Origin of the sequence: Mesorhizobium sp. Pch-S, assembly GCF_004136315.1 — a bacterium.
Lineage (GTDB): Bacteria > Pseudomonadota > Alphaproteobacteria > Rhizobiales > Rhizobiaceae > Mesorhizobium.
Map to the genome: position 1 here is coordinate 4,874,856 of NZ_CP029562.1, position 25,044 is coordinate 4,899,899.

23 protein-coding genes and 1 pseudogene are annotated in these 25,044 nt (G+C 61.4%); 19 read left to right on the top strand and 5 right to left on the bottom strand.

Annotation, left to right across the window (positions count from 1 at the left end; translation table 11 throughout):
- Positions 1 to 113 precede the first annotated feature (113 nt).
- The 4 genes from hflK to C1M53_RS22835 all read left to right on the top strand — a co-directional run bounded on the left by hflK (position 114) and on the right by C1M53_RS22835 (position 3,972).
- Positions 114 to 1,208, top strand: coding sequence for an FtsH protease activity modulator HflK (gene hflK, locus C1M53_RS22820; RefSeq protein WP_129414315.1), 1,095 nt, complete (start codon positions 114 to 116; stop codon positions 1,206 to 1,208).
- The gene (locus tag C1M53_RS22825; RefSeq protein ID WP_129414317.1) at positions 1,208 to 2,119 is read left to right on the top strand and encodes a protease modulator HflC; all 912 of its coding nucleotides are present in this window, start codon (positions 1,208 to 1,210) and stop codon (positions 2,117 to 2,119) included. Before hflK ends, C1M53_RS22825 begins: the two co-directional genes overlap by 1 nt.
- A 3-nt stretch (positions 2,120 to 2,122) precedes the next feature.
- The gene (locus tag C1M53_RS22830) at positions 2,123 to 2,308 is read left to right on the top strand and encodes a DUF2065 domain-containing protein (protein WP_129414318.1); all 186 of its coding nucleotides are present in this window, start codon (positions 2,123 to 2,125) and stop codon (positions 2,306 to 2,308) included.
- A 125-nt stretch (positions 2,309 to 2,433) separates the two neighbouring features.
- Positions 2,434 to 3,972, top strand: coding sequence for a DegQ family serine endoprotease (locus C1M53_RS22835; protein ID WP_129414319.1), 1,539 nt, complete (start codon positions 2,434 to 2,436; stop codon positions 3,970 to 3,972).
- 47 nt (positions 3,973 to 4,019) lie between these two features.
- Here C1M53_RS22835 and C1M53_RS22840 read toward each other — a convergent pair whose 3' ends face one another.
- A complete protein-coding gene (locus C1M53_RS22840) occupies positions 4,020 to 4,592 on the bottom strand; it encodes a GNAT family N-acetyltransferase (protein ID WP_129414320.1) in 573 nt (190 codons plus the stop codon).
- On the bottom strand, positions 4,589 to 5,476 hold the full coding sequence (gene serB / locus C1M53_RS22845; protein ID WP_129414321.1) for a phosphoserine phosphatase SerB: 888 nt from the start codon (positions 5,474 to 5,476) through the stop codon (positions 4,589 to 4,591). Before serB ends, C1M53_RS22840 begins: the two co-directional genes overlap by 4 nt.
- Between serB and miaA the strand changes: the two are divergent.
- Positions 5,475 to 6,439: pseudogene (gene miaA / locus C1M53_RS22850) on the top strand (tRNA (adenosine(37)-N6)-dimethylallyltransferase MiaA). The gene serB and the pseudogene miaA sit on opposite strands and share 2 nt — an antisense overlap.
- A gap of 103 nt (positions 6,440 to 6,542) precedes the next feature.
- Positions 6,543 to 7,340, top strand: coding sequence for a GGDEF domain-containing protein (locus tag C1M53_RS22855; protein WP_129414323.1), 798 nt, complete (start codon positions 6,543 to 6,545; stop codon positions 7,338 to 7,340).
- A gap of 63 nt (positions 7,341 to 7,403) precedes the next feature.
- Here the strand turns inward: C1M53_RS22855 and C1M53_RS22860 are convergent, their stop codons facing one another.
- Positions 7,404 to 9,236 carry an ATP-binding protein gene (locus tag C1M53_RS22860; RefSeq protein ID WP_129414324.1) on the bottom strand — a complete coding sequence of 611 codons (1,833 nt, stop codon included), beginning with the start codon at positions 9,234 to 9,236 and terminating at the stop codon, positions 7,404 to 7,406.
- Between the two features lie 159 nt (positions 9,237 to 9,395).
- Here C1M53_RS22860 and C1M53_RS22865 point away from each other — a divergent pair, with 159 nt between their 5' ends.
- From C1M53_RS22865 to C1M53_RS22880, 4 genes are read left to right on the top strand one after another with little or no spacing between them, the layout of a single operon-like run.
- Entirely contained in the window at positions 9,396 to 9,962 is a 567-nt protein-coding gene (locus C1M53_RS22865; RefSeq protein WP_129414326.1) for an XRE family transcriptional regulator, read from the top strand.
- Positions 9,963 to 9,964: 2 nt separating this feature from the next.
- Positions 9,965 to 10,273, top strand: a complete 309-nt coding sequence (locus C1M53_RS22870; RefSeq protein ID WP_129414327.1) for a hypothetical protein — start codon at positions 9,965 to 9,967, stop codon at positions 10,271 to 10,273.
- Positions 10,274 to 10,296: 23 nt separating this feature from the next.
- Positions 10,297 to 10,851 carry a GNAT family N-acetyltransferase gene (locus tag C1M53_RS22875; protein WP_129414328.1) on the top strand — a complete coding sequence of 185 codons (555 nt, stop codon included), beginning with the start codon at positions 10,297 to 10,299 and terminating at the stop codon, positions 10,849 to 10,851.
- A 4-nt stretch (positions 10,852 to 10,855) separates the two neighbouring features.
- The gene (locus tag C1M53_RS22880; RefSeq protein WP_129414329.1) at positions 10,856 to 11,323 is read left to right on the top strand and encodes a GNAT family N-acetyltransferase; all 468 of its coding nucleotides are present in this window, start codon (positions 10,856 to 10,858) and stop codon (positions 11,321 to 11,323) included.
- On the opposite strand, the gene C1M53_RS22885 is transcribed toward C1M53_RS22880, so the two are convergent.
- Entirely contained in the window at positions 11,310 to 12,209 is a 900-nt protein-coding gene (locus tag C1M53_RS22885; protein ID WP_129414330.1) for a LysR family transcriptional regulator, read from the bottom strand. The genes C1M53_RS22880 and C1M53_RS22885 overlap by 14 nt on opposite strands.
- Before the next feature lie 133 nt (positions 12,210 to 12,342).
- On the opposite strand from C1M53_RS22885, the gene C1M53_RS22890 reads away from it, so the two are divergent.
- The 4 genes from C1M53_RS22890 to C1M53_RS22905 are packed head-to-tail and all read left to right on the top strand — an operon-like array spanning position 12,343 to position 14,884.
- On the top strand, positions 12,343 to 13,014 hold the full coding sequence (locus tag C1M53_RS22890; protein WP_129414331.1) for an isochorismatase family cysteine hydrolase: 672 nt from the start codon (positions 12,343 to 12,345) through the stop codon (positions 13,012 to 13,014).
- The gene (locus C1M53_RS22895; RefSeq protein ID WP_129414332.1) at positions 13,011 to 13,343 is read left to right on the top strand and encodes a GYD domain-containing protein; all 333 of its coding nucleotides are present in this window, start codon (positions 13,011 to 13,013) and stop codon (positions 13,341 to 13,343) included. Before C1M53_RS22890 ends, C1M53_RS22895 begins: the two co-directional genes overlap by 4 nt.
- A gap of 34 nt (positions 13,344 to 13,377) precedes the next feature.
- Positions 13,378 to 14,184, top strand: coding sequence for a transporter substrate-binding domain-containing protein (locus C1M53_RS22900; RefSeq protein ID WP_165358215.1), 807 nt, complete (start codon positions 13,378 to 13,380; stop codon positions 14,182 to 14,184).
- A 28-nt stretch (positions 14,185 to 14,212) separates the two neighbouring features.
- Positions 14,213 to 14,884 (top strand): amino acid ABC transporter permease, encoded by a 672-nt coding sequence (locus tag C1M53_RS22905; protein WP_129414334.1) that lies wholly within the window; start codon positions 14,213 to 14,215, stop codon positions 14,882 to 14,884.
- Positions 14,885 to 14,953: 69 nt separating this feature from the next.
- Here the strand turns inward: C1M53_RS22905 and C1M53_RS22910 are convergent, their stop codons facing one another.
- The gene (locus tag C1M53_RS22910; RefSeq protein ID WP_129414335.1) at positions 14,954 to 16,753 is read right to left on the bottom strand and encodes an NAD(P)/FAD-dependent oxidoreductase; all 1,800 of its coding nucleotides are present in this window, start codon (positions 16,751 to 16,753) and stop codon (positions 14,954 to 14,956) included.
- Between the two features lie 434 nt (positions 16,754 to 17,187).
- Here C1M53_RS22910 and C1M53_RS22915 point away from each other — a divergent pair, with 434 nt between their 5' ends.
- From C1M53_RS22915 to C1M53_RS22935, 5 genes are all read left to right on the top strand, one after another.
- On the top strand, positions 17,188 to 18,969 hold the full coding sequence (locus C1M53_RS22915) for an acetolactate synthase 3 large subunit (protein ID WP_129414336.1): 1,782 nt from the start codon (positions 17,188 to 17,190) through the stop codon (positions 18,967 to 18,969).
- 73 nt (positions 18,970 to 19,042) lie between these two features.
- Positions 19,043 to 19,618 (top strand): acetolactate synthase small subunit, encoded by a 576-nt coding sequence (ilvN, locus tag C1M53_RS22920; protein ID WP_129414337.1) that lies wholly within the window; start codon positions 19,043 to 19,045, stop codon positions 19,616 to 19,618.
- Between the two features lie 112 nt (positions 19,619 to 19,730).
- On the top strand, positions 19,731 to 20,327 hold the full coding sequence (locus tag C1M53_RS22925) for a LysE family translocator (RefSeq protein ID WP_129414338.1): 597 nt from the start codon (positions 19,731 to 19,733) through the stop codon (positions 20,325 to 20,327).
- A gap of 191 nt (positions 20,328 to 20,518) precedes the next feature.
- Entirely contained in the window at positions 20,519 to 21,808 is a 1,290-nt protein-coding gene (locus C1M53_RS22930) for an efflux RND transporter periplasmic adaptor subunit (RefSeq protein ID WP_245488249.1), read from the top strand.
- Positions 21,809 to 21,814: 6 nt separating this feature from the next.
- The gene (locus tag C1M53_RS22935) at positions 21,815 to 24,970 is read left to right on the top strand and encodes an efflux RND transporter permease subunit (RefSeq protein ID WP_129414339.1); all 3,156 of its coding nucleotides are present in this window, start codon (positions 21,815 to 21,817) and stop codon (positions 24,968 to 24,970) included.
- Positions 24,971 to 25,044 lie beyond the last annotated feature (74 nt).

The following is a 25,044-nucleotide window of genomic DNA, read 5'->3' on the forward strand; positions in this document are numbered from 1 at the left end:
CAGCGCATTAAAAGGCGGACGCGTTGAAAGCGCGCTGAGGCATCCCTATAGAAGGACGACAAGGATTTTGCGCCGGCTCCGGCGTGTGAGGGAATCCCAGCGAAAGGACATTCATGCCCTGGAACGACAAAAGTGGCGGAGGAGGCGGCCCGTGGGGAGGCGGCGGTAATAACCAAGGCCCATGGGGGCAAGGTCCACGCGGACCAAGCGGCCCTCAAGGTACGCCCCCCGATCTCGAAGACATCATTCGCCGCGGCCAGGACCGGTTGCGCAATGCGCTTCCCGGCGGAGGCGGCAGCCCGGCAGTCTACCTTCTGATCGCACTCGTGCTGATCGCCGGCTGGCTGTTCAAAGCAGTTTATACGGTTCAGCCGGACGAGGTGGCGGTGGAGTTGCGCTTCGGCAAGCCGAAGGAGCAGCTTTCAGAGCCTGGCCTGCATTTCCATTGGTGGCCGATCGAAACGGTCGAGACCGCCAAGATTTCCGAACAACTGGTCAACATCGGTGGTGGCGCCCGCAGCGGCAACACCTCCGGGCTGATGCTGTCGGGTGACCAGAACATCGTCAATGTGCAGTTCTCGGTGGCCTATCAGGTGGCTGACCCGCGCGCTTTCCTGTTCGACGTCGCCGATCCGGACGAGATGCTGAGGCAGGTTGCAGAAAGCGCCATGCGCGAGGCCGTTGGCCGGCGCCCAGCTCAGGACATCTTCCGTGACGACCGCCAGGGCATTGCAACGACGGTCCGCGAGAATATCCAGGCAACGCTGGACAGCTACAAGGCAGGCCTGACCATCAACGCGGTGTCGATCGAAGATGCGGCTCCGCCGCGCGAGGTGGCCGACGCGTTCGACGAAGTGCAGCGTGCGGAGCAGGATGAGGATCGTTTCGTCGAAGAGGCGAACCAGTACTCCAACCAGAAACTCGGTCAGGCGCGCGGCCAGGCGGCCCAGGTCCGCGAAGAGGCCGCTGCGTACAAGAACCGTGTTGTGCAGGAAGCACAGGGTGAAGCGCAGCGCTTCATCTCGATCTACGACGAATACGCCAAGGCGCCTGACGTCACGCGCCGGCGCATGTATCTGGAAACGATGGAGAAGGTGCTGAGAGACTCCAGCAAGGTGATCGTCGAGCCGAACGGCAATGGCCAGGGCGTCGTGCCTTATCTGCCTTTGCCGGCCCTGCAGCCGAAGACCTCGGGAGGTAACCAGTAATGGCAAATCGTCTTCCCGCGATCATCGTCGCCGTCGCCGTCCTGTTGTTCCTGCTCTATTCGTCGGTTTTCGTGGTCAACGCGCGCCAGCAGGCGATCGTGCTGCGTTTCGGCGAGATCATCGACGTCAAGAGCGAGCCCGGCATCTATTTCAAGGCGCCGTTCCCGTTCTTCGACGCCGACACGGTGCAACTCGTCGAGAAGCGCGTGCTGCGCTTCGATCTCGACAACATCCGCGTCCAGGTTTCGGGCGGCAAATTCTACGAGGTCGATGCCTTTATAGCCTATCGTATCTCCAATCCGCGCGTCTTCCGTTCCGCGGTTTCCGGCCAGATCGAACTGGCCGAACAGCGGCTGAAGACACGTCTCGATGCCGCGTTGCGCCGGGTCTACGGCCAGCGCGCCTTCGAGGCGGCTCTTTCCGAAGAGCGTGGCATCATGATGCGTGAAGTGCGCGACCAACTGCGCCCGGACGCAACGTCGCTCGGTCTCGAGATCGATGATGTCCGTATCCGTCGCACCGACCTGACGGCCGAAGTCTCGCAACAGACCTACGACCGCATGAAGGCCGAGCGTCTGGCGGAAGCCGAGCGGCTGCGCGCACGCGGTAATGAAGCCGCACAGCGCATCAAGGCTCGTGCCGACCGCGAGGTGGTCGAGATCGTCGCCGAGGCCAACAAGGAATCGGAGATCCTGCGTGGTCAGGGCGATGCGGAGCGCAGTGCAATCTTCGCCAACGCCTACAACCGGGATACAGCCTTCTTCGATTTCTACCGCTCGATGAACGCTTATGGCACCGCGCTGGACAACACCGGCACGACCATGCTGCTGTCGCCGAATTCTGAGTTCTTCCGCTACTTCCGGGATCCGGCAGGCGGGGCGGCTCCGACTGCACCCAAGCCTGCGCAATAGACCGTGCAGGACTTCTTTGCCGCCATGGGCCTTGTCCTCGTCGTCGAGGGCCTGGTCTATGGCGGTTTTCCACGTCTGGCCAAGCGGCTTGCAACCGATGTCCTCGCCATGCCGGAAGGCGTATTGAGAATCGGGGGACTGGCGGCAATCGCCGCCGGTGTCGGCATCGTATGGCTGGTTCGCGGTTGAAGGATGCGGCGTCACCTTGGGGATTTGTCTTCGCCGGGTGGTCAGGGCCGTAAACGTGCCTTATTTCTTTCCACACTGACGACATGTCGTTGAAAGCGTTCTTGCTGACTTGCCGGGAGGCCCTGATGAAGTCCCAATCCATCCTGCGTGCAGCAAGCAAGACGCTTGCCGCCGCCACTGCGGCGCTGATGCTTGGCACCGCAGCCGTTCCATCGGCCATTGCCCAGACGCAGGCTCCCGCAAACACCAAGGCAGCGCCCGCAGCCAATGGTCCGGCTTCGGTGGCGGATCTCGCCGAGGGATTGCTTGGTGCCGTCGTCAACATCTCGACGTCGCAGACGGTGAAGGGCAGCGAAGGTCCGGGCGCCGTGCCGATGCCGCAGCTGCCCGAAGGCTCACCCTTCCAGGACTTCTTCGACGACTTCTTCAAGGATCGCGGCGGTCAAAAGGGCGGCGGCGCACAGAAAGTGCAGTCGCTGGGCTCCGGTTTCGTTGTCGATGCCGTTGAGGGCATCGTGGTCACGAACAACCACGTCATCGCGGACGCCGACGACATCGAGGTGAATTTCTCCGACGGGGTGACGCTGAAAGCGAAGCTGGTCGGCACCGATACCAAGACCGATATCGCGGTGCTGAAGGTGGATCCGAAGGGCCACAAGCTGACGGCCGTGAAGTTCGGCGATTCCAACAAGATGCGCATCGGCGACTGGGTCATGGCGATCGGCAATCCGTTCGGCCTGGGCGGCACCGTAACGGTCGGTATCGTCTCGGCACGTAACCGCGATATCAATTCCGGTCCCTATGACGACTTCATCCAGACCGACGCTGCCATCAACCGCGGCAATTCTGGCGGTCCGCTGTTCAACATGAACGGCGAGGTCATCGGCATCAACACGGCGATCATTTCGCCTTCTGGCGGCTCGATTGGCATCGGCTTCTCGATCCCGTCCCAGCTTGCGGCCGGTGTTGTCGATCAGTTGCGCCAGTTCGGCGAAACGCGGCGTGGCTGGCTGGGCGTGCGCATCCAGCCCGTCACCAAGGACATTGCCGAGAGCCTTGGCATGGCGGAGCCGAAGGGCGCGCTGGTGGCTGGTATCATCAAGGGTGGGCCGGTCGACAATGGTTCGATCCAGGCTGGCGATGTCATTACCAAGTTCGACGGCAAGGATATCGAGGAAACGCGCGACCTGCCGCGTGTCGTCGCGGAGAGCCCGGTCGGCAAGGCCGTCGACGTCATCATCATCCGCAAGGGCAAGGAACAGACCGTCAAGGTCACGCTGGGTCGCCTTGAGGACGGCGAGAAGCTGGCGGATGCCGAAGGCAAGGGCGAGCCCGGCAAGGACGGAACGGCTGCGCCTGTGGCAGCAGCCAAAGTGCTTGGCATGTCGATCGGCGAATTGAACGACGACACGCGCGGCAAGTTCGGCATTGCCGCTGATGTCTCCGGCGTGGTCGTTACTGAGGTCGCCAAGGATTCGGCAGCGGCCGAGCGTGGTATCCAGCCGGGCGAGGTGATCACCGAGATCGGACAGGAATCGGTGGCGACGCCCAAGGATGTCGTCGATCGCATCGCTTCGCTGAAGCAACAGGGGCGCAAGAACGCGCTGCTGATGCTTGCGTCCAAAACCGGAGAATTGCGCTTCGTGACCGTGCGGATGGATTGATTCCGGAAACCGCTGGAAGTCACTGATCCTGAATCGAAAAAGGGCGGCTATTCGGTCGCCCTTTTTCGTGCCTCCCAATCCCTGCGCGTCAGGCTGTAGAAGGTATGGGGACGCAGATGCGGATGGCTTTCGGGGACATGCGGATGATCGAAATCGCGCGAACGATCAGCTGTCATGCCGATCCGTTCCATTACCGCCGTCGAGCGGTGATTGTCGCGAACCGCGAAGGAAACGATCTCGTCGGGGCCAAGCGTTTCGAAGCCGAAGGTCAGCCATGCCCGGGCTGCCTCCGAGGCATAACCGTTGCCCCAGAATTCCGGTGCCAGGCGCCAGCCGATCTCGAGAGTGCCCGCGGGCAGGAAGGGTAAGTGCTCCGTGCCCGTCAGGCCAACGAAGCCTATGCATTCACCGGTGGCCACGATTTCGGCTGCGGCGAAGCCGAAGCCCCTGCGCCCGATATCGGCGCGCATCTCGCCAATTTTCGCGTCCGTCTCGGCCCGGGTTCGGCGAAATGGGAAGAACTCCATGACGCGTTCGTCGCTGTTGATGCGGAAGAACGTTTCGCGATCACGATCCTCCCAGTTGCGCAGGATCAGCCTTGTCGTTTGGATCGGCTTCATTCGATGAAGTCCTTACGATGGTAGCCTTGCAGGTAGAGCAGGGCGGTAAGGTCACCGTGATCGATGCGGACCTTGGCTTCGGCTGCAACCGACGGCTTGGCATGAAGCGCCACACCCGTACCGGAAAGCCGGATCATGTCGAGGTCGTTGGCACCGTCGCCGACTGCGATAGCATCCGCAGGTGTAAGGCCGAGCCTGGCCGAAATATCCTGGAGCGCTTCCGCCTTGGCAGCGCGGCCGAGAATCGGGTCGGCCACTTCGCCCGTCAGAAAGCCATTGACTTCGAGCAGCCGGTTGGCGCGGTTTTCGTGAAAGCCGAGCATGGCGGCGATACGGCTGGTGAAAACATCGAAGCCGCCTGAGACAAGTGCCGTGTAGGCACCGGCCTTGCGCATTGTCTGCACCAGCGCGCGACCGCCGGATGCAAGCGTCAGCCGGTTGGCGATGATGCGATCGACCACCGCCGCGTCGAGGTTCTTGAGCAGCGCGACACGCTCGCGCAGGGCTGGCTCGAAGGCGATCTCGCCGTTCATGGAGCGCGCGGTGATCGCTGCCACCTTTTCCTTCAAACCCACTTCATCGGCCAGTTCGTCAATGCACTCCTGGTCGATCATGGTGGAATCCATGTCGGCGATCAGGATCTTCTTGCGACGCGTGGTTTCGTCCTGAACGGCGACGTCAACGGGCTCGGAAGCCAGAAGCGCGCGTAGGACCGCCATGGCTTCGTCATGTCCGATGCCTGCCGGCAACGCGAGATCACAGGCGATCGTTTCGCCCAGCCAGCGCGTTGTGCTTGCGCCGACCGCCTGGGAAGCCTTATTCGCAAGGGCCGGCGTGAGTGCACCGCCGGCTGGACTGGAGACGAGCGTGGCGACGAGCGGCATGAAGGAAACCCAGGAAAAGACGGCCGATGAGGGCCGTGTTAAGGACGCGATCCTGATAGCCGGCCCGACCGCGAGCGGCAAGTCGGCGTTGGCGCTGGAGATCGCGGAGCGGACCGGTGGCGTCATCGTCAACACCGATTCCATGCAAGGCTATTCGATCCTGGATGTGTTGACCGCGCGCCCGGGGGCGGAGGATCTGGCACGCGCGCCTCATTTTCTCTATGGCCACGTTCACCCGTCGATCCCGTACTCAACCGGGGCGTGGCAGCGCGACGTGGTCGACCTGATCGAAAAGAAGGCTCTCGCCGGCCGCCGGCCGATTTTCGTCGGGGGTACCGGTCTCTATTTCAGGGCGCTCGCCGAGGGAATTTCGGACATGCCGGAGATTCCATCGCATATACGTGAGCGCTGGCGCCACGAGTTGGTCGAGCGCGGCGCACCGCGCCTGCATCGCGAATTGATGCTGCGGGATTCGGCGATGGCCATGCAGCTGCGGCCGAATGACGGCCAGCGCATAGCGCGAGCGCTGGAGGTTCTGGACGCCTCGGGCCGCTCGATCCTGACCTGGCAAGGCCAGCGTGGCGCGCCGCTGATCGATCGTGACAGCGCGCGTTGCTTTGTCATCGATCCGGACCGCGAAATTCTGAGGGAGCGCATCAACCGACGTTTCGATACCATGATCGAACATGGTGCGCTGGAGGAGGTCCGGCAGATTCTGGCGCTCGACCTTGATCCTGCGCTCCCCGCCATGAAGGCGATCGCGTGCGTGAACTGCAGGCGGTCCTGGATGGAGAGATGGACACCGGCACGGCGATGGAACGGGCCAAGATCGCGACAAGACAATATGCCAAGCGCCAATCCACATGGTTCCGAAACCAGTTCGGGGCCGAATGGCAAAGATTGTTGCCAAATGAAACCATGATCGGCGTGGTGTGGGCGGCAATCAAAAAGGAAATTGAATAGACTTTTTAGTATTAACTCTGCACTCGCAAGGATTGTGCAAGTTAACTGTGGCGTAAGCCTGCGCGTGCCATAAAGCTCTCGTGTCGCTATGGGCTGGGTTGGCATGCGATTTCATAAGGCCGAACACGCCTTTTTCGTCTTTATCTTCGTGATCCTTGCCGCGGGCATGGTGACGCTGCATGCCTATGGATTGCTGGATACCACCGCTGCCCAGATCGACGACGTTGCTGAAGCCCGTCAGAACATCAGCTACCTTGGCACTTTGCTGTTTGCAGTCGGTGTTCTGCTGGCCACCGCATTCTTCTTTGGCGTGTTCTTCATCTACCCGCTGATCCGTGACCAGGTGCGCGAGGAAGGCAAGCTGAGGGCGATGACGGCGACGCTCAGTGCCCGCTCGGAGACGCTGGAACACGCTGCCCTGACGGACGGCCTCACCGGCATGCAGAACCGACGCTTCTTTGATGATGCGCTGCGTGAATACATCGCCGAATTCCATCGCATCGGGAAACCGGTCGGGTTGATGATCCTCGACCTCGATCACTTCAAGTCGATCAACGACACGCACGGCCATGACGTCGGCGACGAGGTCCTGCGGGCCGTCGCCGGCTGTCTCAAAGGCATGACCCGCTACCACGACGTCGTGGCGCGGCTGGGCGGCGAGGAGTTTGCCGTCGTCACGCCGAACATGGATATCGAGCTGTTGCGGAAGTTTGCCGAGCGGATCCGCAAGGGGGTTGCCAACCTGACGATCCTGAACGGCAATGTGCGGCTCAAGGTCACCACCAGCGTCGGGCTGGCGGTCTGGGAGGATTCAGAGACCGCGGAGGCTTTCTACCGCCGGGCCGACAAGCAGCTCTATGAAGCCAAGCGCCAGGGCCGTAATCGGGTTTGTGCAGCCTGACCGAGCCCACGACGACTACGTCGCTTCCGGCGACGATCGCAACCGCGATCAACTCACGCGCTGTCAGTCGTTTTGCGGCTTGAGCCCGAATGTCGCCGGCTTGAGACCATAGCGTGTGTCGAAATCATCATCCGGCTGCGGCCGCGGCGCCAGCGCAGGCTTGCGATAGTCCGAATCTCCGGCCTGCCGCATCGTGTCGACGACCTCCGAGAAGTTCATTGCCGGTTGTGGCTTCGGCACATTGCGCAGCCGTTCGACGATGCCGACAAGATCGACATCGCGGCCGTCTCCGGATGGCGCTTCCATCGCGTGTTTGGCCGCGCCCGGGATGAGGCTCTGGTCGATCTTCTCGAATTTCAATCGCATCGTGGTGGCGACACCTTCGCCGAAGGCGATCGCCTCGCGCTGGCCCATGGAGGACAGGAAGGCGAGGCTCGAGGCCGACGAATCGGCGATGGCAGAACGAACGATGGCCTGATCCTGCTCGTTGGCGAGACGCATGGCGAAGAAGGTCGAACATTGCGACAGAATGGTCGGGTCGAGCTCGCCCGGGCGTTGGGTAACGACGCCGAGGTAGCAGCCATACTTCCGGCCCTCCTTGGCGATGCGTGACAGGGCATGCCGGGTCGGCTCGAAGCCAAGGCGCGGGTCGGCGGGCATATAGCGGTGCGCCTCTTCGCACAGGAACAGCAATCGCAGTTTTCCTTCGCTCCACAGAGCAAGGTCAAAGGCAAGGCGTGCCAGAACCGAGCACACCGAGTTGACGACTTCGGAGGGCAGGCCGGCCATTTCGAAGCAGGTCACCGGGCGGCCGTGATGCGGTACGCGAAAGATGTTGCCGATCGTCTCGTGAATGGTGTCGTCGATCAGGCGCGAGTTGAACATGAAACGATAGCGAGGGTCGGCGGCGGCTGACTCGATGCGTATGCGCAGCGACTTCAGGGTAGGCCTCTCGGTTTTGCTTTCGAGCATTCCCATGCGTTCGTCGATCTGCTTGAGGAGATCGGCGATGCGGTAGGGGACCGGCGTGTCGGCGGTCATGGTGTCGGCGCCGCGGCGTACATAGCTGGTGCCGCCGGCGTTGCGGTAGAGGTTCTTGGCGACGGGAATCAGGTCGCGCAGCAGGTCGACCTCTTCAGGTGGCGCCTCGCGCCCACGGAAGATGACTTCCGCAAATTCCTCCAGTTTGAACATCCAGAACGGCAGATCGAGCGTCGTTGCGTCGACCTTGACGCATTGATCCTGCAGCGACGCCGCGAACTCGTTGTGGGGGTCTAGGATCAGTACCCGGAGATCCGGCCTGGCTGCGATCGCCTTGCGCAGGAGCAGGGAAACAGCGGTCGATTTGCCGACACCAGTGGTGCCGACAACGGCGAAATGCCGGGACAATGTGTCGTCGATGGCGATGTTGGCTGAAATTGCCTCATCCTGCGACAAGGTGCCGACTGTAATGGCGCGGCGACCGGCAAGGTCGTAGACCGCCGCGAGATCGCGGCTGCGGATGCGGTGGGCGATCGCGCCGATGTGCGGATAGATCGTGATGCCACGGTCGAATACTGGTCTTGCGGCCGGTTCTGCGCCGTCGCGCACTTCGCCGACCAGCTCGATGTTGACTTCGATCGGGTTCTGCCCGCTGTCGTCCCAGGCGAGATCCGATTTGGAGATGGAGTAGACCAGGCCGACCGTGCGCGTGCTGCCAAGATTGATCGAGATCATCTTGCCGACTGACCAGTGACCGGTGACAAGGCCTTCCTCGCCATCGGCGAAAGCACTGATGGTGGCACGGGCACCGTCGCAGCGTACGACATGGCCAAGGATGCGCTTGTCGGTCTGGGCTGCATCCCGCCGCTCTTGCGATATCGGCTCGCCACCGGAAACTGCACGTTCGACAAACATCAACGAATGGGGTCCCCACTACCTTCGCTGATGCTAATCAATCTCGGTTAAGGTCGCGTGTGAGCGGATGGTATAGAGGCGGTTAAAAAACTCGCGACACTTTGAACAATCCGCAAAGAAGTCCCTTTCGCGCCAGCGATCATATGATATCTTGGACGTATGTCTGATATATCGAATGATCTTTCGACAAGAATTGCCACTCGCATCCGCGCCGAGCGCATGGCGAGAAGCTGGTCGCTGGCAGAGCTTGCCGACCGGTCCGGCGTATCGAAGGCGATGCTGAGTTCCATCGAAAGGGGTTCGGCGAGTCCGACCGCGCCGATCCTGGTGCGCATCGCGACCGCATTCGAGCTGACGCTTTCCAGTCTGATCGCCCGCGCTGAGCTGCAAGGTGGCAGTGTAGCGAGGCGCAATGACCAGCCGGAGTGGCGCGACCCGGGCACCGGCTACGTCCGTCGGCACTTGTCGCCGCAAACCGACATGCCGCTGGAAATGGTGCAGGTTGAACTCCCCGCAGGTGCCCGCGTCAGCCTGCCAGCGAGCAGCTATGCCTTCATCCGCCAGCAGATTTGGCTGATGGAGGGGCGGCTGGATTTCACCGAAGGCGAGGTGGTGCACAAACTGGAACCCGGCGATTGCCTGGCGCTCGGCGCACCGGCCGACTGCGTTTTCCATGCGCCTGGGCCAGGACCTGCTCGCTATCTTACAGTGCTCATCAGGACATGATCATGCCACGGGTATCGAAGCGAAATCACAATGGCGGGCCGCCGCTTGACGACTACAAGGGGCCGGCATGGGGCAAGGGGGATCCGCATCGCTTCATCCATTGGCGCAGTGCTCACAAGACTGCCTGGAAACCCAAATCGCGCGACATCGCGCTGTTTCGCCTGGCGAAGGCCGAGGCGGTTGGCCTGACCTATGAAGAATACACGTTGGAATTGCTGGAGCGCGGTCGTCATCTCAGCGCCGACGACGAGGCGCGTGTCGATGAGATCAAACGCACGCGCAAACGCCGCAGTTTCCGCCATTTCGACTGAGCTCTTCACCTGAAAAAACGATAATGACTGCAATCGAAATCAGAACACTCAGCCACTCGCCGGAAATCCTGGCGGCACTGGCCGAAACGCTTGTTGAGACAGTCGCTGCCGGTGGGTCGGTCAGCTTCATGCATCCGCTCTCCCACGAAACCGCCATGTCGTTCTGGGACCAGTCGCTGGTTGCCGCGGCACGCGGTGACCGGGTCGTGCTGGGAGCGTTCGACGGGGATGTCCTCGCCGGCACGGTGACGTTGCTGCTTGGGCTGCCGCAAAATCAGCCGCATCGAGCCGAAATCGCCAAGCTGATGACGCGGCATTCTTACCGGGGCAGAGGTATCGCCACCGCATTGATGCAGGCTGCGGAAGAATATGCCGTGCGAGAGGGGCGCACGCTTCTGGTCCTCGACACGGCGACCGATGGTGGTGCGGGCTCTCTCTATCAGAAGCTTGATTTCACCCTCGCTGGTGAGATTCCGGACTACGCATTGAAACCTCACGGAGGTCTCAGCGGAACGTTGCTGTTCTGGAAACGGATTGGCTCGTCCAGACAGAAACCGGTGACATTGGCGAAGGCTTGAACGGATGACATTTTCGATCACATTGGAAGATCCGGCCGAACCCGAGATCGTCGCGCTGCTGGAAGACGGCGAGAAGTATGGCGCTTCGCTCTATCCCGCCGAGAGCAATCATTTCCTGTCGATCGACGAATTGCGGGCTGACAATGTTCGTTTCGCGGTGGCGCGGGACGTTGATGGCGTTGCGGTTGCGACCGGGGCGCTGGCCCTCAATGACGGCTGGGCGGAATTGAAGCGGATGTGGGTGGTGCCGGCAGCCCGGGGCAAAGGATTGTCCAGGGCGCTGCTGACCGAACTGGAGGCGAGGGCGCAGGAAGCTGGCGTCTCCTTGCTGCGGCTCGAGACCGGCGTTGCCAACCACGAGGCTCTGGGGCTCTATGAACGCACCGGCTTCGTCCGCATCGGGCCATTCGGCGACTATCGTCCCGATCCGCTCAGCATCTTCATGGAAAAGCGACTGGTCAGTTCTTCGTAGGTTTCAGAAATTCGGCTATCCGGGTGACGAAAGCTTGCAGGAGCGGATCGTCGGCGCGGTCGGTGGCTGCGACGAAATAATATGCGCGGGCCGCATTGATGGCGGTAGAAAAGGGTTGGATCAGCCGCCCTTCGTTCAGGTAGCTGCCGGTAAGAACATCAGACAATAGAGCGATGCCTCGCCCCTGGACGGCGGAGGCGACGGCGTGCGCCACGGAAGGGACACGCACTCTGGCGCTGCCCTGGAGGTCGACGCGGGCCGCGATCGCCCATTTGTTCCATTCCTGTCCATCGTCTTCGTGCAGCAAGGTGATGCCGTTCAGCCGTCGTTCGCGATGCTGCAGGTCCAGGCGGGGAAACAAAACCGGCGAACACACGGTCTTGAGTTGCACCTCGGAGAGCAATTGCCACCAGCGGCCGGCGAAGGGCGGATTGTCATAGACGACGGCGATGTCACTGCGCTCCCAATCAACGGCATCCGCGACGATCGCCTCGTTGATGATTAGATTGGAAATGCTCCTGCTTTCGGCAAATTCGACGACGGCGCCGCTTAACCACGCAACGCCGAGTGCTGTCGGTAGCGAGACCGACAGCGAGCGCGCGTGGGCATGGCCGTCGTGTCGACCGGAGTCACGCACAGCCATCGAAAGCTGCGCCAGGGCCTGCGAGACAGTGCGGGAAAAATCCCGCCCGGCTTCGGTCAGCGCCACGTTGCGGCCGTTCCGCTCGAACAAGACGATGCCGGTGGCATCTCCAAGTTTGCGCAACTGCAGCGAAATTGCGCTTGGGCTGAGATGAAGTTCGTCGGCGGCACCGCGTAGCGTTCCCAGCCGCGATACCGCTTCGAATACTTTGAGGTAGGGCAGAAAAGCCAGAGGTCGGACCATCGGCAAGGTACCCGTTGAGCGTCTCAACACTGCATAATGTTGAGTTTTTCTGAACGATTTTGGTCAGGATAAATCGTTTTTGTCAAACGGTCCTGCCTGTTACCAATGGAAAGCACTGATCGAGGAGGACTTCATGATTTCGGCCCAGCCGTTCGACTTTCCCTATGACGGCAACTTGTCGGCCAGTTCGACTGCTCTGGTGGTTATCGACCTGCAGGAAGATTTCCTCTCCAACACCGGCTATTTTGCCAAGAGTGGCTACGATCCCTCGCCATTGCGCGCCATCCTGCCGACGGTCAACAAACTGATTGTTGCCGCCCGCGCCGCCGGTGTGCGTGTCATCCACACGCGCCAGGGTTATCGCGGCGACATGGCCGACATGACGCCTTATGAAAAATGGCGGCGTAAGCGCAACGGTCTGGAGGGGACGCAGGTGCTGTTGCGGTCCAGCCCTGGCTTCCAGATCGTCAAAGACATCGATGTTCGCGATGAAGACATCATCGTCGACAAGACGTGCAACGGCGCCTTCACCTATACCGACTTCGAACATGTCCTGCGCGCGCAGGGGATAAGCCATCTGCTCTTCAGTGGCTGCACGACGGATGTCTGTGTCCATACGACGTTGCGCGAAGCATGCGATCGCAACTTTCAGTGTCTGACCATCTCAGACGCCTGCGCCAGCGGCGACCAGTATGCGCATGAGGCGGCGCTGCACATGGTGACCGTCGAGAACGGCATTTTCGGTACGATTGCCGATTCTGCCGCGGTGCTCGCCGGGCTCGCCAAGCTGCCGAGGGCAAGATGAGCCAGGATCTCATTGGCGCACAGTTGGTTTCCGAGCCGCAGCGTTACATCTCCCTGATGCGGCTGACCGCCAAGGGCTTGGCTGAACTCTCGGACAGCGCCACGCGTCGAAAGCGCAGTGAAGAGCGGGTAGCCGCACTGGGGGGCCGCTCCATCGCATTCTACGCAACCATGGGACCTTATGACTTCGTGCAGGTCTTCGAGATGCCGAGCAACGAGGCGATGATGCAGTACGTGCTCACCGCCCGCCGTGATGGCCATGTCGATCCGTTGATCATGCCTGCCTTCGATCCTCTGGCCTATGGCGGGATCGTCGCTCGCGTGGGTTAGCCGCGACACACAAACAACAAAAAAGGGGAACGCAATGATCCGATTTTTCATCCTGGGAGCTGCCGCATTGATGGGTACGCAGGCGGCCCTGGCAGGTGCGCCGAGCTTCGTATCGGATGGCACGATAAGTGTCTGCACGACAGCCGCGTTTCCGCCGCTATCCTACAAGAAAGATCCCGGCGACGCAGTTCCGTCCGGCATAGACATAGAAATAGCCGAGGCTTTGGCCAAATCCTGGAGCGCCAAGACAGCCTACGTCATCACCGACTTCGCTGGCCTGCTGCCAACTCTTGGGTCAGGCCGCTGCGGCATGACCGTTTCGGGAATCTACGTCAATGAGGAGCGCCGCAAGACCTACGATGGCGTGCGCTACATGAAGTCGGCAACGGTTCTGGTCACAAAGGCCGACAATACCGAGATCGCGGCGCCTGCCGCGCTGAGCGGCAGGACCGTCGCGTTGGAAGCCGGTACCTACTATCGCGAAGAGCGGCTGGACCCGCTCAACAAGGAACTCGCCGCCACCGGCAAGCCGGCAGTGGTGATCCAGAATTATCCGGCACAGCAGGGCGCGTATCAGCAGGTCCTGGTCGGCCGTGCGGATGCTACCTTGACCGAGGAGGCGGAGGGTGCCTTCCGCGTCGCCAATGCCCCGAACCAGTTGAAGATCGCCTATACTTGGCAGTCAGATTTCACCTACGGCATCTACGTTGCGCGCAAGGACGGCGACGCCGCGGCCATCAAGGCGGCGCTGAAGACACTGCGCGAAGAGGGGTTCTTTGCCCGGCTCGCAGAGAAGTACGGGCTGAACCCCACGGTATTCGACGTGGATTACGACTCTTGACCGTTTCTGGCCCGAAAAGCTGCCGGCGATGACCTTCGATGTCGACCTCTTCCTAAGGGCGCTAGCATCGCCACCCATGCTATGGGGGGCGATCATCGCTTTGCTCCTGTCGGTCGTGGTGCAAGCGCTGTCGTTTGCCGCCTGCCTGCCGATAGCGCTTTGCCTGAATTCACAGAGGCGTGGCCGCAATGCCGCCGCACAGGTCTATGTCTGGGTATTTCGCGCGGCGCCACTGCTGCTCGTCCTGCTGCTGATCTGGAACGGGGCGCCGCAACTTGTTCCGGCACTGCTCAAGGCCAACTGGTACACGCCGTTCTTTGCCGCCACGATCTCGTTCAGCCTGGTGACGGCCGCCTATATGGCCGAGATCATGAAGGGGGCGCTGCGTGCCATCGGTCCCGGCCAGTACGACGCCGCCAAGGCCCTCGGCCTGACACGCATCCAGGGATTTCGCCTCGTGGTCCTGCCGCAGGCTCTGAGAATTGCGCTGCCGTCTCTGGTCAACGAGTTCATCAATCTGGTGAAGCTGACCTCACTCGCCTACGTTATTTCGCTGCGCGAGATCATGGCGGTGGTCAACGATGCCATTGCTGCGAGCTTCCGTTTCGTCGAGTGGTATTGCGCTGCTCTTGTCTACTACCTAGTCATCGTATCGGCTCTCATGGTGGTGCAGTCGGCGATCCAGAAACGTTTGGGGTGACAGCGGCTCGTGCGGCCGCTGCCACTGCAACGAGGATATTCGGGTCTTGGTGCCGCAGCTGCGCACCACCTAGCCCTTGTGATGCACTTCCTGCAGTCCATAGACCTGTGTCGGAATACCCGCATGCCGGGCCTTGAGCTGCAGGGACAGGAACTGCGAATAGTGGCGCGACTGATGCAGGTTGCCGCCATGGAACCACAGCGCTTCCTGCTGTGTCGGCTTCCACATGTTGCGCTGCTCGCCCTCCCAGGGTCCTGGATCCTTGGTGGTGCTCGAGCCAAGGCCCCAGCATTTGCCGACTTTGTCGGCAACATCCTGACTGATCAGTTCGGCAGCCCAGCCATTCATCGAACCGTAGCCGGTGGCATAGACGATGACGTCCGCCGGCAGCTCGGTGCCGCCCTCGAGCAGCACGGAATGTTCTCTGATCTCCTGGACCTGGCCACGCTGCAGTTTGATCTCACCGTCGATGATCAATTGCGAGGCGCCGATGTCGATGTAGTAACCAGAGCCGCGGCGAAGATACTTCATGAACAGGCCGGAGCCATCGTCGCCCCAGTCGAGCATGAAGCCGGCCTTTTCCAGCCCGTCATAAAACTTGGCGTCGCGTTCTTTCATCTGCTGGTAGAGCGGGATCTGGAACTCATGCAGGATCCTGTACGGCACGGAGGCGAAGATCAGGTCGGCCTTGGCGGTGGTGACGCCGTTCTGGACCGCCTGTTCCGAATAGAGCGGCCCCAGTCCAACCTCCATCAGCGTGTCCGATTTCACGATGTGCGTGGTCGAGCGCTGCACCATGGTGACATCGACGCCGTTTTCCCAAAGGGCGGCGCAGATGTCGTGGGCGGAGTTGTTGGAGCCGATGACAACCGCCTTCTTGCCCGCGTATCTGTCCGGTCCCGGATGTTTCGAGGAATGGTGCTGGTCGCCCTTGAAGGTCTCCATGCCCTTGTATCTCGGCAGATTGGGCCTGCCGGACATTCCGGTGGCGAGCACAAGCTGTTTAGGCTTCAAAACGACATCCTTGCCGTCGCGCCGCACCGTGACGGTCCATTCCTTCTTGCTGTCGTCATAGGATGCGCTCCTGGCCTCGGTTGAGGACCAGTAGTTCAGCTCCATCACCTTGGTGTACATTTCCAGCCAGTCGCCGATCTTGTCCTTGGGCGAGAAGATCGGCCAGTTTTTCGGGAAATCGATATAGGGCAGGTGGTCGTACCAGACCGGGTCGTGCAGGCAGAGTGACTTGTAGCGCTTGCGCCAGGAATCGCCGGGACGTTCATTGCGCTCCACGATGATGGTTGGCACGCCGAGCTGCCGCAGCCGTGCGCCGAGCGCGATGCCGCCTTGGCCACCGCCGATGATGAGCGTGTGCGGCTGGGTGGCAAAGCCGAGTTCGGCCTGTTCCTTCTCGCGCTCCTCCTTCCAGCTCGGCCGGTTCTTGCCCTGACCGTGCCTGGCGCCGAGCGGTCGGGTGAAACCGGCCTTTTCCTCGTGTCCCTTCAGTTCGGCCGCGGTGGTGAGCAATGTCCATATCTTGCCATCCTTCACCCGGATGTGGCCGTAGCCACGGGCGGCCTCCGTCTCGAACGTGATCCAGCCTTCCAGCAGTCCATCGCTTTCGGTGGCATCTTCGCCTTCAGCGATCGCGAAGTTCGATGGCTTGATCGCACTGAGCTGGCTTTTCAGCATTGCGCGGATCTGGTCGCGGCCTTCCAGGGTCTTGATGTTCCAGGTGAAGGCGACAAGGTCACGCCAATAGCAGTCGTCCTGGAAGAAGGAGACCGCCTTCTCGACGTCGCCGGCGGCAAGGGCGGCACCGAAATCTGCGAGCAGTTTGACGAGCTTTGCGTTGGGCGCCTTGTCGAGCATGCGAGGGGTCCTCCCAAGGAAACGTGATAGTCGTTGCGGCTTTGCCGATCCTCCCGACCGGTCATTGAAAGTATCGGCAGAGACCGCAGCTTTCGTCACGCCCCACCATAGTTTGTCGCCTTTTCAAGGAGTTGTACCGTTTTGACGCGAGAGAGCGCGCTGTGCCTGGTACGGAAAATCTTCCGTTGCGGCATATCGTTTCAAAAAAACCAGGCTGCCCGTTGACTTGGTCGGCGAACTCAACCTATTGTCCGCCACCATGAAGAAGGCACTTATTCTCGTACGAAGGCGCGTGGGCAAGGCGGTGTGACCGCCGGGCGAAATCCTCCCATGCGCAACACACAGGCTCCCTCGGGGGCCTTTTTTATTATCCGGAATATGATCAAAATACCAGCAAGTGCTTGAAAAAGCAGGGAAAAGACGGAACGAGACCCATGAGCAACGGACAAAGCGAGCGGCGCGAGATGACAGGCGCCGAAATGGTTGTGCAGGCGCTGATCGACAACGGCGTCAAGCATCTCTTCGGCTATCCCGGCGGCGCGGTCCTTCCGATCTATGACGAACTGTTCCAGCAGGACGCCGTCCAGCACATTCTGGTCCGCCACGAGCAAGGTGCCGGCCATGCCGCGGAGGGATACGCGCGTTCGACGGGCAAAGCGGGCGTCATGCTGGTGACCTCAGGTCCGGGCGCCACAAACGCGGTGACTCCGTTGCAGGATGCGCTGATGGATTCCATTCCGCTGGTGTGCCTGACCGGGCAGGTGCCGACGTCGCTGATCGGCTCGGACGCTTTCCAGGAATGCGATACCGTCGGCATTACGCGGCCCTGCACCAAGCACAATTGGCTGGTGAAGGACGTCAATGAACTCTCCGCCATCATCCATGAGGCGTTTCATGTCGCGACCACCGGGCGTCCGGGGCCGGTCGTTGTCGACATCCCGAAGGATGTGCAGTTCGCCCGCGGAATCTACACTCCGCCGCAGACAGCGCCGCGCACTTCCTATCAGCCGAAGGTCCAGGGTGACCTCGACAAGATCAAGGCGGCGGTCGAGATGCTGGCCGGTGCCAAGAAGCCGGTCATCTATTCCGGCGGCGGCGTCGTCAATTCAGGGCCTGAGGCAAGCCATCTGCTGCGCGAGCTGGTTGATCTGACCGGCTTCCCCATCACCTCGACGCTGATGGGGCTCGGCGCGTATCCGGCGTCCGGCAAGAACTGGCTCGGCATGCTCGGCATGCATGGTACCTATGAAGCCAACATGGCCATGCACGACTGTGACGTCATGCTGTGCGTCGGCGCGCGGTTCGACGATCGCATCACCGGGCGTCTCAACGCGTTCTCGCCAAACTCCAAGAAGATCCACATCGACATCGATCCGTCCTCGATCAACAAGAACGTGCGTGCCGATATCGGCATCCTCGGCGACGTCGGTCGGGTTCTCGAAGATCTCGTGCGGCTGTGGCGCGCCACCGCCAAGACCGACAAGAAGACGCTCTATCCCTGGTGGGAACAGATTGCCCGCTGGCGTGCCCGTGACTCGCTTGCCTACAAGCCGAGCAACGATGTGATCATGCCGCAATATGCGATTGAGCGGCTCTACGAGCTGACCAAGGACCGCGACACCTACATCACGACCGAGGTCGGCCAGCATCAGATGTGGGCGGCACAGCATTTCCATTTCGACAAACCCAACCACTGGATGACCTCCGGCGGGCTCGGCACGATGGGCTACGGCCTGCCGGCGGCCCTCGGCGTGCAGATCGCACACCCCGAGGCGCTGGTCATCGATATCGCCGGCGATGCCTCGGTGCAGATGACGATCCAGGAGATGAGTGCTGCGGTGCAGTACGAGGCACCGATCAAGATCTTCATCCTCAACAACCAGTACATGGGCATGGTGCGCCAGTGGCAGCAATTGCTGCATGGAAACCGGCTGTCGCATTCCTACACGGAGGCGATGCCGGACTTCGTCAAGCTTGCCGAAGCCTATGGTGGCCACGGCATCCGCTGTGAAAAGCCGGACGAACTGGACGACGCCATCAAGGAGATGATCTCGGTCAAGAAGCCGGTGCTGTTCGATTGTCGCGTTGCCAACCTTGCCAACTGCTTCCCGATGATCCCGTCAGGCAAGGCGCATAACGAGATGCTGCTTCCGGACGAGGCCACCGACGAAGCGGTGGCGAATGCCATCGACGCCAAGGGCCGGGAACTGGTGTGACGGACAGCGTGGCTTCGCCACGCACCGCATAATCAACGAGTTAGCGTAGATTCCTGAAATCGAGATTCATCTTATGAACGCACAGCACCTTCAACCCACCGGTTCCGCCTACTTCATCGCCAAGGAGACGGAAAAGCCGGAAAACCACACTTTGTCGGTGCTGGTCGACAACGAGCCGGGCGTCCTTGCCCGGGTCATCGGTCTGTTCTCGGGCCGTGGCTATAACATCGAAAGCCTGACCGTCTCGGAGACCGAGCACGAGAAGCACCTTTCGCGCATCACCATCGTGACGCGCGGCACGCCGCATGTGCTGGAGCAGATCAAGCATCAGCTCGAGCGTATCGTGCCGGTGCATCGCGTGGTCGACCTTACGGTGCGCTCGACCGAACTCGGTCAGGAGCGGCCGCTGGAGCGGGAGCTTGCCCTGGTCAAAGTGGCGGGAACCGGTGACAGCCGTGTGGAGGCTCTGAGACTTGCTGACGCATTCCGCGCCAGCGTGATCGACGCCAACACCGAGCATTTCATCTTCGAAATCACCGGCAAGGGCTCCAAGATCGATCAGTTCATCGCCATCATGCGCCCGCTCGGTCTTGTCGAGATCTGCCGCACCGGTGTGGCGGCGATGAACCGCGGACCTCAAGGGATGTGACGTGCCGCCGCCGCGGCGGCATTGTCACCGAGACAACAATTTCCGTGACTTGCACCGGGAGACAGGTCAACTAGCCTGACCTGTTTTGCCGGCACCATATCGAACCCTCGTTATGTCCTTCGACACGTTTATCGCTCTTGTCGTCTACGCCTTCGTGACTTCGGTCACGCCGGGACCGAACAACTTCATGCTTCTGGCTTCGGGCGTGAACTTCGGTTTTGCCCGTAGCATTCCACACATGGTCGGCATCAGCGTCGGTTTTCTGATCCTGGCCCTTGCCGTTGGTCTCGGGCTGGGGGCGGCTTTGACGGCATTTCCGGCGTTGCATACGGCGCTGAAGATCGCCGGCGGCGCATATCTGCTTTATCTTGCCTGGAAGATAGCGACGTCACGTTCGATGGGGAGCGGTGGCGAGCAGAAGGCGCGTCCGATGACACTGCTCGAAGCGGCCGCTTTCCAGTGGGTCAACCCCAAGGCCTGGGTGATGGCGGTGACCGCGATGGCAGTTTACACCAATCCCGACAGGCCATTCCTTTCCGTGGCGGTGATCGCCATCACCTTTGCCATCGTGAACCTGCCCACCATTTCGGGCTGGGCCGGCTTCGGCGTGGCGTTGCGTGGCTTCCTGTCGGATCCCGTAAAGCTGAAATGGTTCAACATCGTCATGGGTTTGGCGCTTGCCGCGACGCTCTGGCCGATGCTGCGCTGAGGCGCCGATCACGCCGCCGTGAGTTTGTGCAGTGCATTAAATCTTTGTAATGAAGCCGTTTTGACCATTTTCAGTCGCGAAGTTGCGCTATCTTAGGCTGGGATTCATCGCGCACGACCTCATCCAATGAGGTGAATACGGATGCGCCGTGACCGGCAGGCAAGGGCCTGACCTTAGATCGAGAGGGCGCATTGACGGTTCGCAACAAAGCACTCGTCGGGATCATCGGAGGCGTTCTGGTCGTCGCTGCCGGGGCCTATCTGTGGCCTGCCCAAGCCTCGAAAGTCTGGCAGATGCTGCCGTTCGGGGAAAAGGAAATCGCGGCCCAGGCCGCTACCGGCAACAATAGCGGAGGTGGCCGTGGGCAAGGTGCCGGCCGCAATGCCGTCACCGTGGCAACCGCGATGGCGAAGGTCACCGATTTCCCGATCCAGCGTTACGCCATCGGCTTCCTGGCGTCTCCGGCTGTCGCCAACATCAATGCACGCGTCGCCAGCCAGGTCATGACCATTGCCGTCGAGGACGGACAGATGGTCAAGCAGGGCGATCTTCTCATTACGCTCGATGATCGCGCCCTGAAGGCGCAACTGGAGAAGGACAAGGCGACGCTGGCCAAGGATCAGGCCCTGGCGGCGAGCGCTGATGCCGACCTGGACCGGGCCAAGAGCCTGCTTGCCAGGCAGACTGGCACACAGCAGGCCTATGACCAGGCTTTGGCTGCGCAGAAGGCAGCGCAGGCCACGGTGGCTGCGGATCAGGCGGCGATAGATGCCGACCAGGTCCAACTTGGCTTCACCACCATCACCGCGCCGATTTCCGGTCGGCTAGGGGCCGTGAGCGTCAGTGTTGGCGATCTCGTTACGGCCGGTGGAAGCACCGGTACCGGAGCGACGCCGCTGGTGACGATCACCGAAATGGATCCGCTGCGTGTCGCCTTCAATCTACCGGAGGCCGACCTTTCGCTGCTGCAGCAGGCAGTGGCGAAGCCGGGTTCGGTTTCGGTGACCTTGCACAAGGATGGCACCCCGGCGCCGATCGGTTCCGGAACGGTCGACTTCGTGAATTCCACTGTGGACACGGCATCGGGCACCATTACCGCGCGGGCGACGGTGCCCAATGCCGATCTGAAGCTGTGGCCGGGGCAATATGTGAACGTGACGGTCAACGCCGGTATCATGCCGCAGGTCGTCACGGTGCCGACGCAAGCCGTGCAGCCCAGCCAGCAAGGCTCGTTTGTCTATGTCGTCAAGCCTGACAACACGGTCGAAGCGCGGCCGGTCAAGGTGGCAATCAGCCACGAGAATGAGAGCGCTATCGCCAGCGGCCTGCAGGATGGCGACAAGGTGGTGGTGGACGGCCAGCTGAGCCTGAAGCCGGGTACCGCAGTGCGCGCAGCGGAAGGCGCCGGGAAGAATGGGACTGGCGGAAGCACGTCTCCCAAGGCTGCCGTCAAGGCAAACGGAAACGAAACGGCGGGCTGACCGACCATGATCTCCGAATTCTGCATCCGCAGGCCCGTCGCGACACTGCTGATGTCGATCGCGCTCATTCTGGGCGGTCTGTTTGCCTATAAATTCCTGCCGGTTGCTGCCCTTCCGAGCGCGGAATTCCCCACCGTCAATGTTTCGGCCTCCCTGCCTGGTGCATCGCCCAACGCGATGATGACATCAGTCGCGGTTCCGCTCATCAAGCAGATCGCCACCATCGCCGGTGTCGATTCGATTTCGACCACCAATTCGCTGGGCTCGACCTCGATCGCCGTGCAGTTCGCGCTGAACCGCGATATCGACGCCGCCGCGGCCGACGTGCAGGCGGCGATCGCGCGAACGCAGCGGCAATTGCCGCCGGAAATGACGTCGCCGCCAAGCTACAGGAAGGTCAATCCGGCCGACGCGCCAATCCTGCTGATGGCGCTGACCAGCGATACGGTGCCGCTGACCGACCTCGACGCCATTGCCCAGAACGTCATCTCGCCTTCGCTGTCGACCATCGATGGTGTCGCCCAGGTCATGGTCTGGGGCTCGAAGAAATACGCGGTGCGCATCCAGATCGATCCGACCGCGCTGGCCGCGCGCGGCATCTCCATCGACCAGTTGCAGGCAGCGGTGCAGTCAGCCAACAGCAACGCGCCGGTTGGCGTGTTGCAGAACAGCCAGCAGCAGCTGACCATCACCACCAATACGCAGCTGCAGGACGCGGCCGCCTTCTCCAAGATCATCATCGCGACCAAGAACGGCAACCCAGTCCGTCTTGGCGACGTCACGCGTGTGATCGACTCCGTGCAGAGCACGACCTCGGCCTCCTGGTTCGACAAGACGCGCGGCATCATCCTGGCCGTGCAGCGTCAACCTGATGCCAACACCGTCGAGGTGGTCGACCGGGTCAAGGCGATGTTGCCGTCCTTCGAAGACCAGATGCCGGCAGCAGCGTCGATCCAGCTGATGAACGACCGCTCGACCTCGATCATCGCCGCTGTCGACGACGTCCAGTTCACCTTGCTGCTGACCATCGGGCTGGTCGTTCTGGTGATCTTCGTCTTCCTGCGGCGCGTGACGGCGACGATCATCCCGGCCGTGGCGGTGCCGATCTCGCTGATTGCCACGCTGGGCGTGATGTTCCTGCTCGGCTTCTCCATCGACAACATCTCGCTGATGGGATTGACGCTCGCGGTGGGTCTGGTCGTCGATGATGCCATCGTCATGCTGGAGAACATCTATCGGCACATGGAAGAGGATGGCCTGCCGGCCTTCCAGGCCGCCGTCAAGGGCTCACGCGAAATAGGCTTCACCATTCTGTCGATGTCGATTTCGCTGGTGGCGGTGTTCATCCCGGTTCTGCTGATGGGCGGCGTCATCGGCCGCATCTTCAACGAATTCGCGGTCGTGGTGACGGTGGCGATCCTGGCCTCGATGTTCGTGTCGCTGACATTGACGCCGATGCTGTCGGCGCATCTCCTGACCTTGCCGAAGGGCCACAAGGCAGGGCAGGCGGCTGAGCACCAGCATGGCTGGCTGACACGAGCCTATGATCGCGTTTTGACCTGGTGCCTGGCACATCATGTGATCGTCTTCCTGGTCTTCCTCGGCACCGCGACGCTTTCGGTCTGGCTGTTCACCGTCTCACCCAAGGGCTTCCTGCCGCAGGAGGACATCGGCCAGATTTCCGTTTCGACCCGTGCGCGCCAGGACATCTCGTTCGATGCGATGGTGAAGCTGCAGGCCCAGGTCGCCGAGGTCTTCGAGAAATCGCCCTATGTGGCGCATGTCTCGTCGACGGTTGGAGGCGGTTTCGGCTCGGGTGGTCTCAACCAGGGATCGCTGTTCGTCGAACTGAAGCCGAAGAGCGAACGGCCCGAGATGGCGGACGTGATGGCAAGCCTCAGGCGTCCACTCGCCGACGTACCAGGCATCAGCACCTTCATGCAGCCGGTGCAGAACCTGCGGCTGGGGTCGCGTTCTTCGGCCAGTGCCTATCAGCTGGTCGTCCAGGGTCTGAAGACCGACGAGACCAATGATTGGGCGCAGAAACTGACGGACGCGATGCAGGCCGATCACGCGATGTTCGCCGACGTCAACAATGATTTGCAGAATACCGCGCTGCAGGCTTCGCTGATTGTCGACCGCGACAAGGCGGCCACCCTGGGTGTCGACACCAACACTCTGCTGAACAGCCTCTATGGTGGTTTCGGCACCGATCAGGTGACGACCATCTTCGGCGCTGCCGACAGCTATCAGGTCATCACCGAACTCGATCCGAAGATCGACTGGTCGCCGGAGCGCATGCTGTCGATCCAGTTCCGCACGGCGAGTGGTTCGCTGGTGCCGCTGGGCGCCTTCGCTCGTGTCGACCGTACGGCAGGACCGCTCACCATCAACCAGCTCGGCCAGCTGCCGGCGGTGACGATCTCCTACAATCTGCCGCAGGGCATATCGCTCGGCGATACCGTGACCCGCATCGAGGCGCTCAAGGCCGAGATCGGCGTGCCGAAGACGATTGCCACCTCCTTCTCGGGTACGGCCAAGACGTTCCAGGATTCGCTCGCCAACCAGGGGCTGCTGATCGCAGGCGCAATCCTGACCATCTACATCGTGCTCGGCATGCTCTATGAGAGCTTCATCCATCCGTTGACCATCCTGACCAGCCTGCCTTCGGCACTGCTCGGCGCGGTGTTGTCGCTGCGGCTGGCGGGAATGGATGTCTCGGTCATCGCCGTCATCGGACTTCTGATGCTGATAGGCATCGTCAAGAAGAACGGTATCATGATGATCGACGTGGCGTTGGTATTGCGCCGCGAGGGACGAAGTGCGCGCGATGCGATCCACAAGGCCAGCGTCATGCGTTTCCGTCCGATCATGATGACAACGCTTGCCGCCATCATGGGAACGTTGCCGATCGCCATCGGTGAAGGCGCCAGTGCGGAGCTGCGTCAGCCGCTGGGCGCTGCCGTGGTTGGCGGCCTGATGGTCTCGCAGGTACTCACCCTGTTCGTCACACCCGTGATCTACCTGTACATGGAGTGGCTGTCGCAATGGTTGCTGAGTTTCGTCCGCAAGGGCAAGAAACCGGATCTCCATCTGGTTGAAGGGACCGCGCAACCGTCGCTGTTCGACGAGAACAAGGACCGCCCGGTCGCAGCCGAATAGGCGAGGAGACTGACCGAACCAACTCCTGGCGATCCTGCTGCCGGAACGCCAGAGCCGAAGTCGCGGATGCGATG

Bases quoted from the DNA above. Each gene is read 5' to 3' on its own strand.
- hflK (WP_129414315.1), top strand. From the start codon at position 114: ATGCCCTGGAACGACAAAAGTGGCGGAGGAGGCGGCCCGTGGGGAGGC.
- C1M53_RS22825 (WP_129414317.1), top strand. From the start codon at position 1,208: ATGGCAAATCGTCTTCCCGCGATCATCGTCGCCGTCGCCGTCCTGTTG.
- C1M53_RS22835 (WP_129414319.1), top strand. From the start codon at position 2,434: ATGAAGTCCCAATCCATCCTGCGTGCAGCAAGCAAGACGCTTGCCGCC.
- C1M53_RS22840 (WP_129414320.1), bottom strand. From the start codon at position 4,592: ATGAAGCCGATCCAAACGACAAGGCTGATCCTGCGCAACTGGGAGGAT.
- serB (WP_129414321.1), bottom strand. From the start codon at position 5,476: ATGCCGCTCGTCGCCACGCTCGTCTCCAGTCCAGCCGGCGGTGCACTC.
- C1M53_RS22855 (WP_129414323.1), top strand. From the start codon at position 6,543: ATGCGATTTCATAAGGCCGAACACGCCTTTTTCGTCTTTATCTTCGTG.
- C1M53_RS22860 (WP_129414324.1), bottom strand. From the start codon at position 9,236: ATGTTTGTCGAACGTGCAGTTTCCGGTGGCGAGCCGATATCGCAAGAG.
- C1M53_RS22865 (WP_129414326.1), top strand. From the start codon at position 9,396: ATGTCTGATATATCGAATGATCTTTCGACAAGAATTGCCACTCGCATC.
- C1M53_RS22870 (WP_129414327.1), top strand. From the start codon at position 9,965: ATGCCACGGGTATCGAAGCGAAATCACAATGGCGGGCCGCCGCTTGAC.
- C1M53_RS22875 (WP_129414328.1), top strand. From the start codon at position 10,297: ATGACTGCAATCGAAATCAGAACACTCAGCCACTCGCCGGAAATCCTG.
- C1M53_RS22880 (WP_129414329.1), top strand. From the start codon at position 10,856: ATGACATTTTCGATCACATTGGAAGATCCGGCCGAACCCGAGATCGTC.
- C1M53_RS22885 (WP_129414330.1), bottom strand. From the start codon at position 12,209: ATGGTCCGACCTCTGGCTTTTCTGCCCTACCTCAAAGTATTCGAAGCG.
- C1M53_RS22890 (WP_129414331.1), top strand. From the start codon at position 12,343: ATGATTTCGGCCCAGCCGTTCGACTTTCCCTATGACGGCAACTTGTCG.
- C1M53_RS22895 (WP_129414332.1), top strand. From the start codon at position 13,011: ATGAGCCAGGATCTCATTGGCGCACAGTTGGTTTCCGAGCCGCAGCGT.
- C1M53_RS22900 (WP_165358215.1), top strand. From the start codon at position 13,378: ATGATCCGATTTTTCATCCTGGGAGCTGCCGCATTGATGGGTACGCAG.
- C1M53_RS22905 (WP_129414334.1), top strand. From the start codon at position 14,213: ATGACCTTCGATGTCGACCTCTTCCTAAGGGCGCTAGCATCGCCACCC.
- C1M53_RS22910 (WP_129414335.1), bottom strand. From the start codon at position 16,753: ATGCTCGACAAGGCGCCCAACGCAAAGCTCGTCAAACTGCTCGCAGAT.
- C1M53_RS22915 (WP_129414336.1), top strand. From the start codon at position 17,188: ATGAGCAACGGACAAAGCGAGCGGCGCGAGATGACAGGCGCCGAAATG.
- ilvN (WP_129414337.1), top strand. From the start codon at position 19,043: ATGAACGCACAGCACCTTCAACCCACCGGTTCCGCCTACTTCATCGCC.
- C1M53_RS22925 (WP_129414338.1), top strand. From the start codon at position 19,731: ATGTCCTTCGACACGTTTATCGCTCTTGTCGTCTACGCCTTCGTGACT.
- C1M53_RS22935 (WP_129414339.1), top strand. From the start codon at position 21,815: ATGATCTCCGAATTCTGCATCCGCAGGCCCGTCGCGACACTGCTGATG.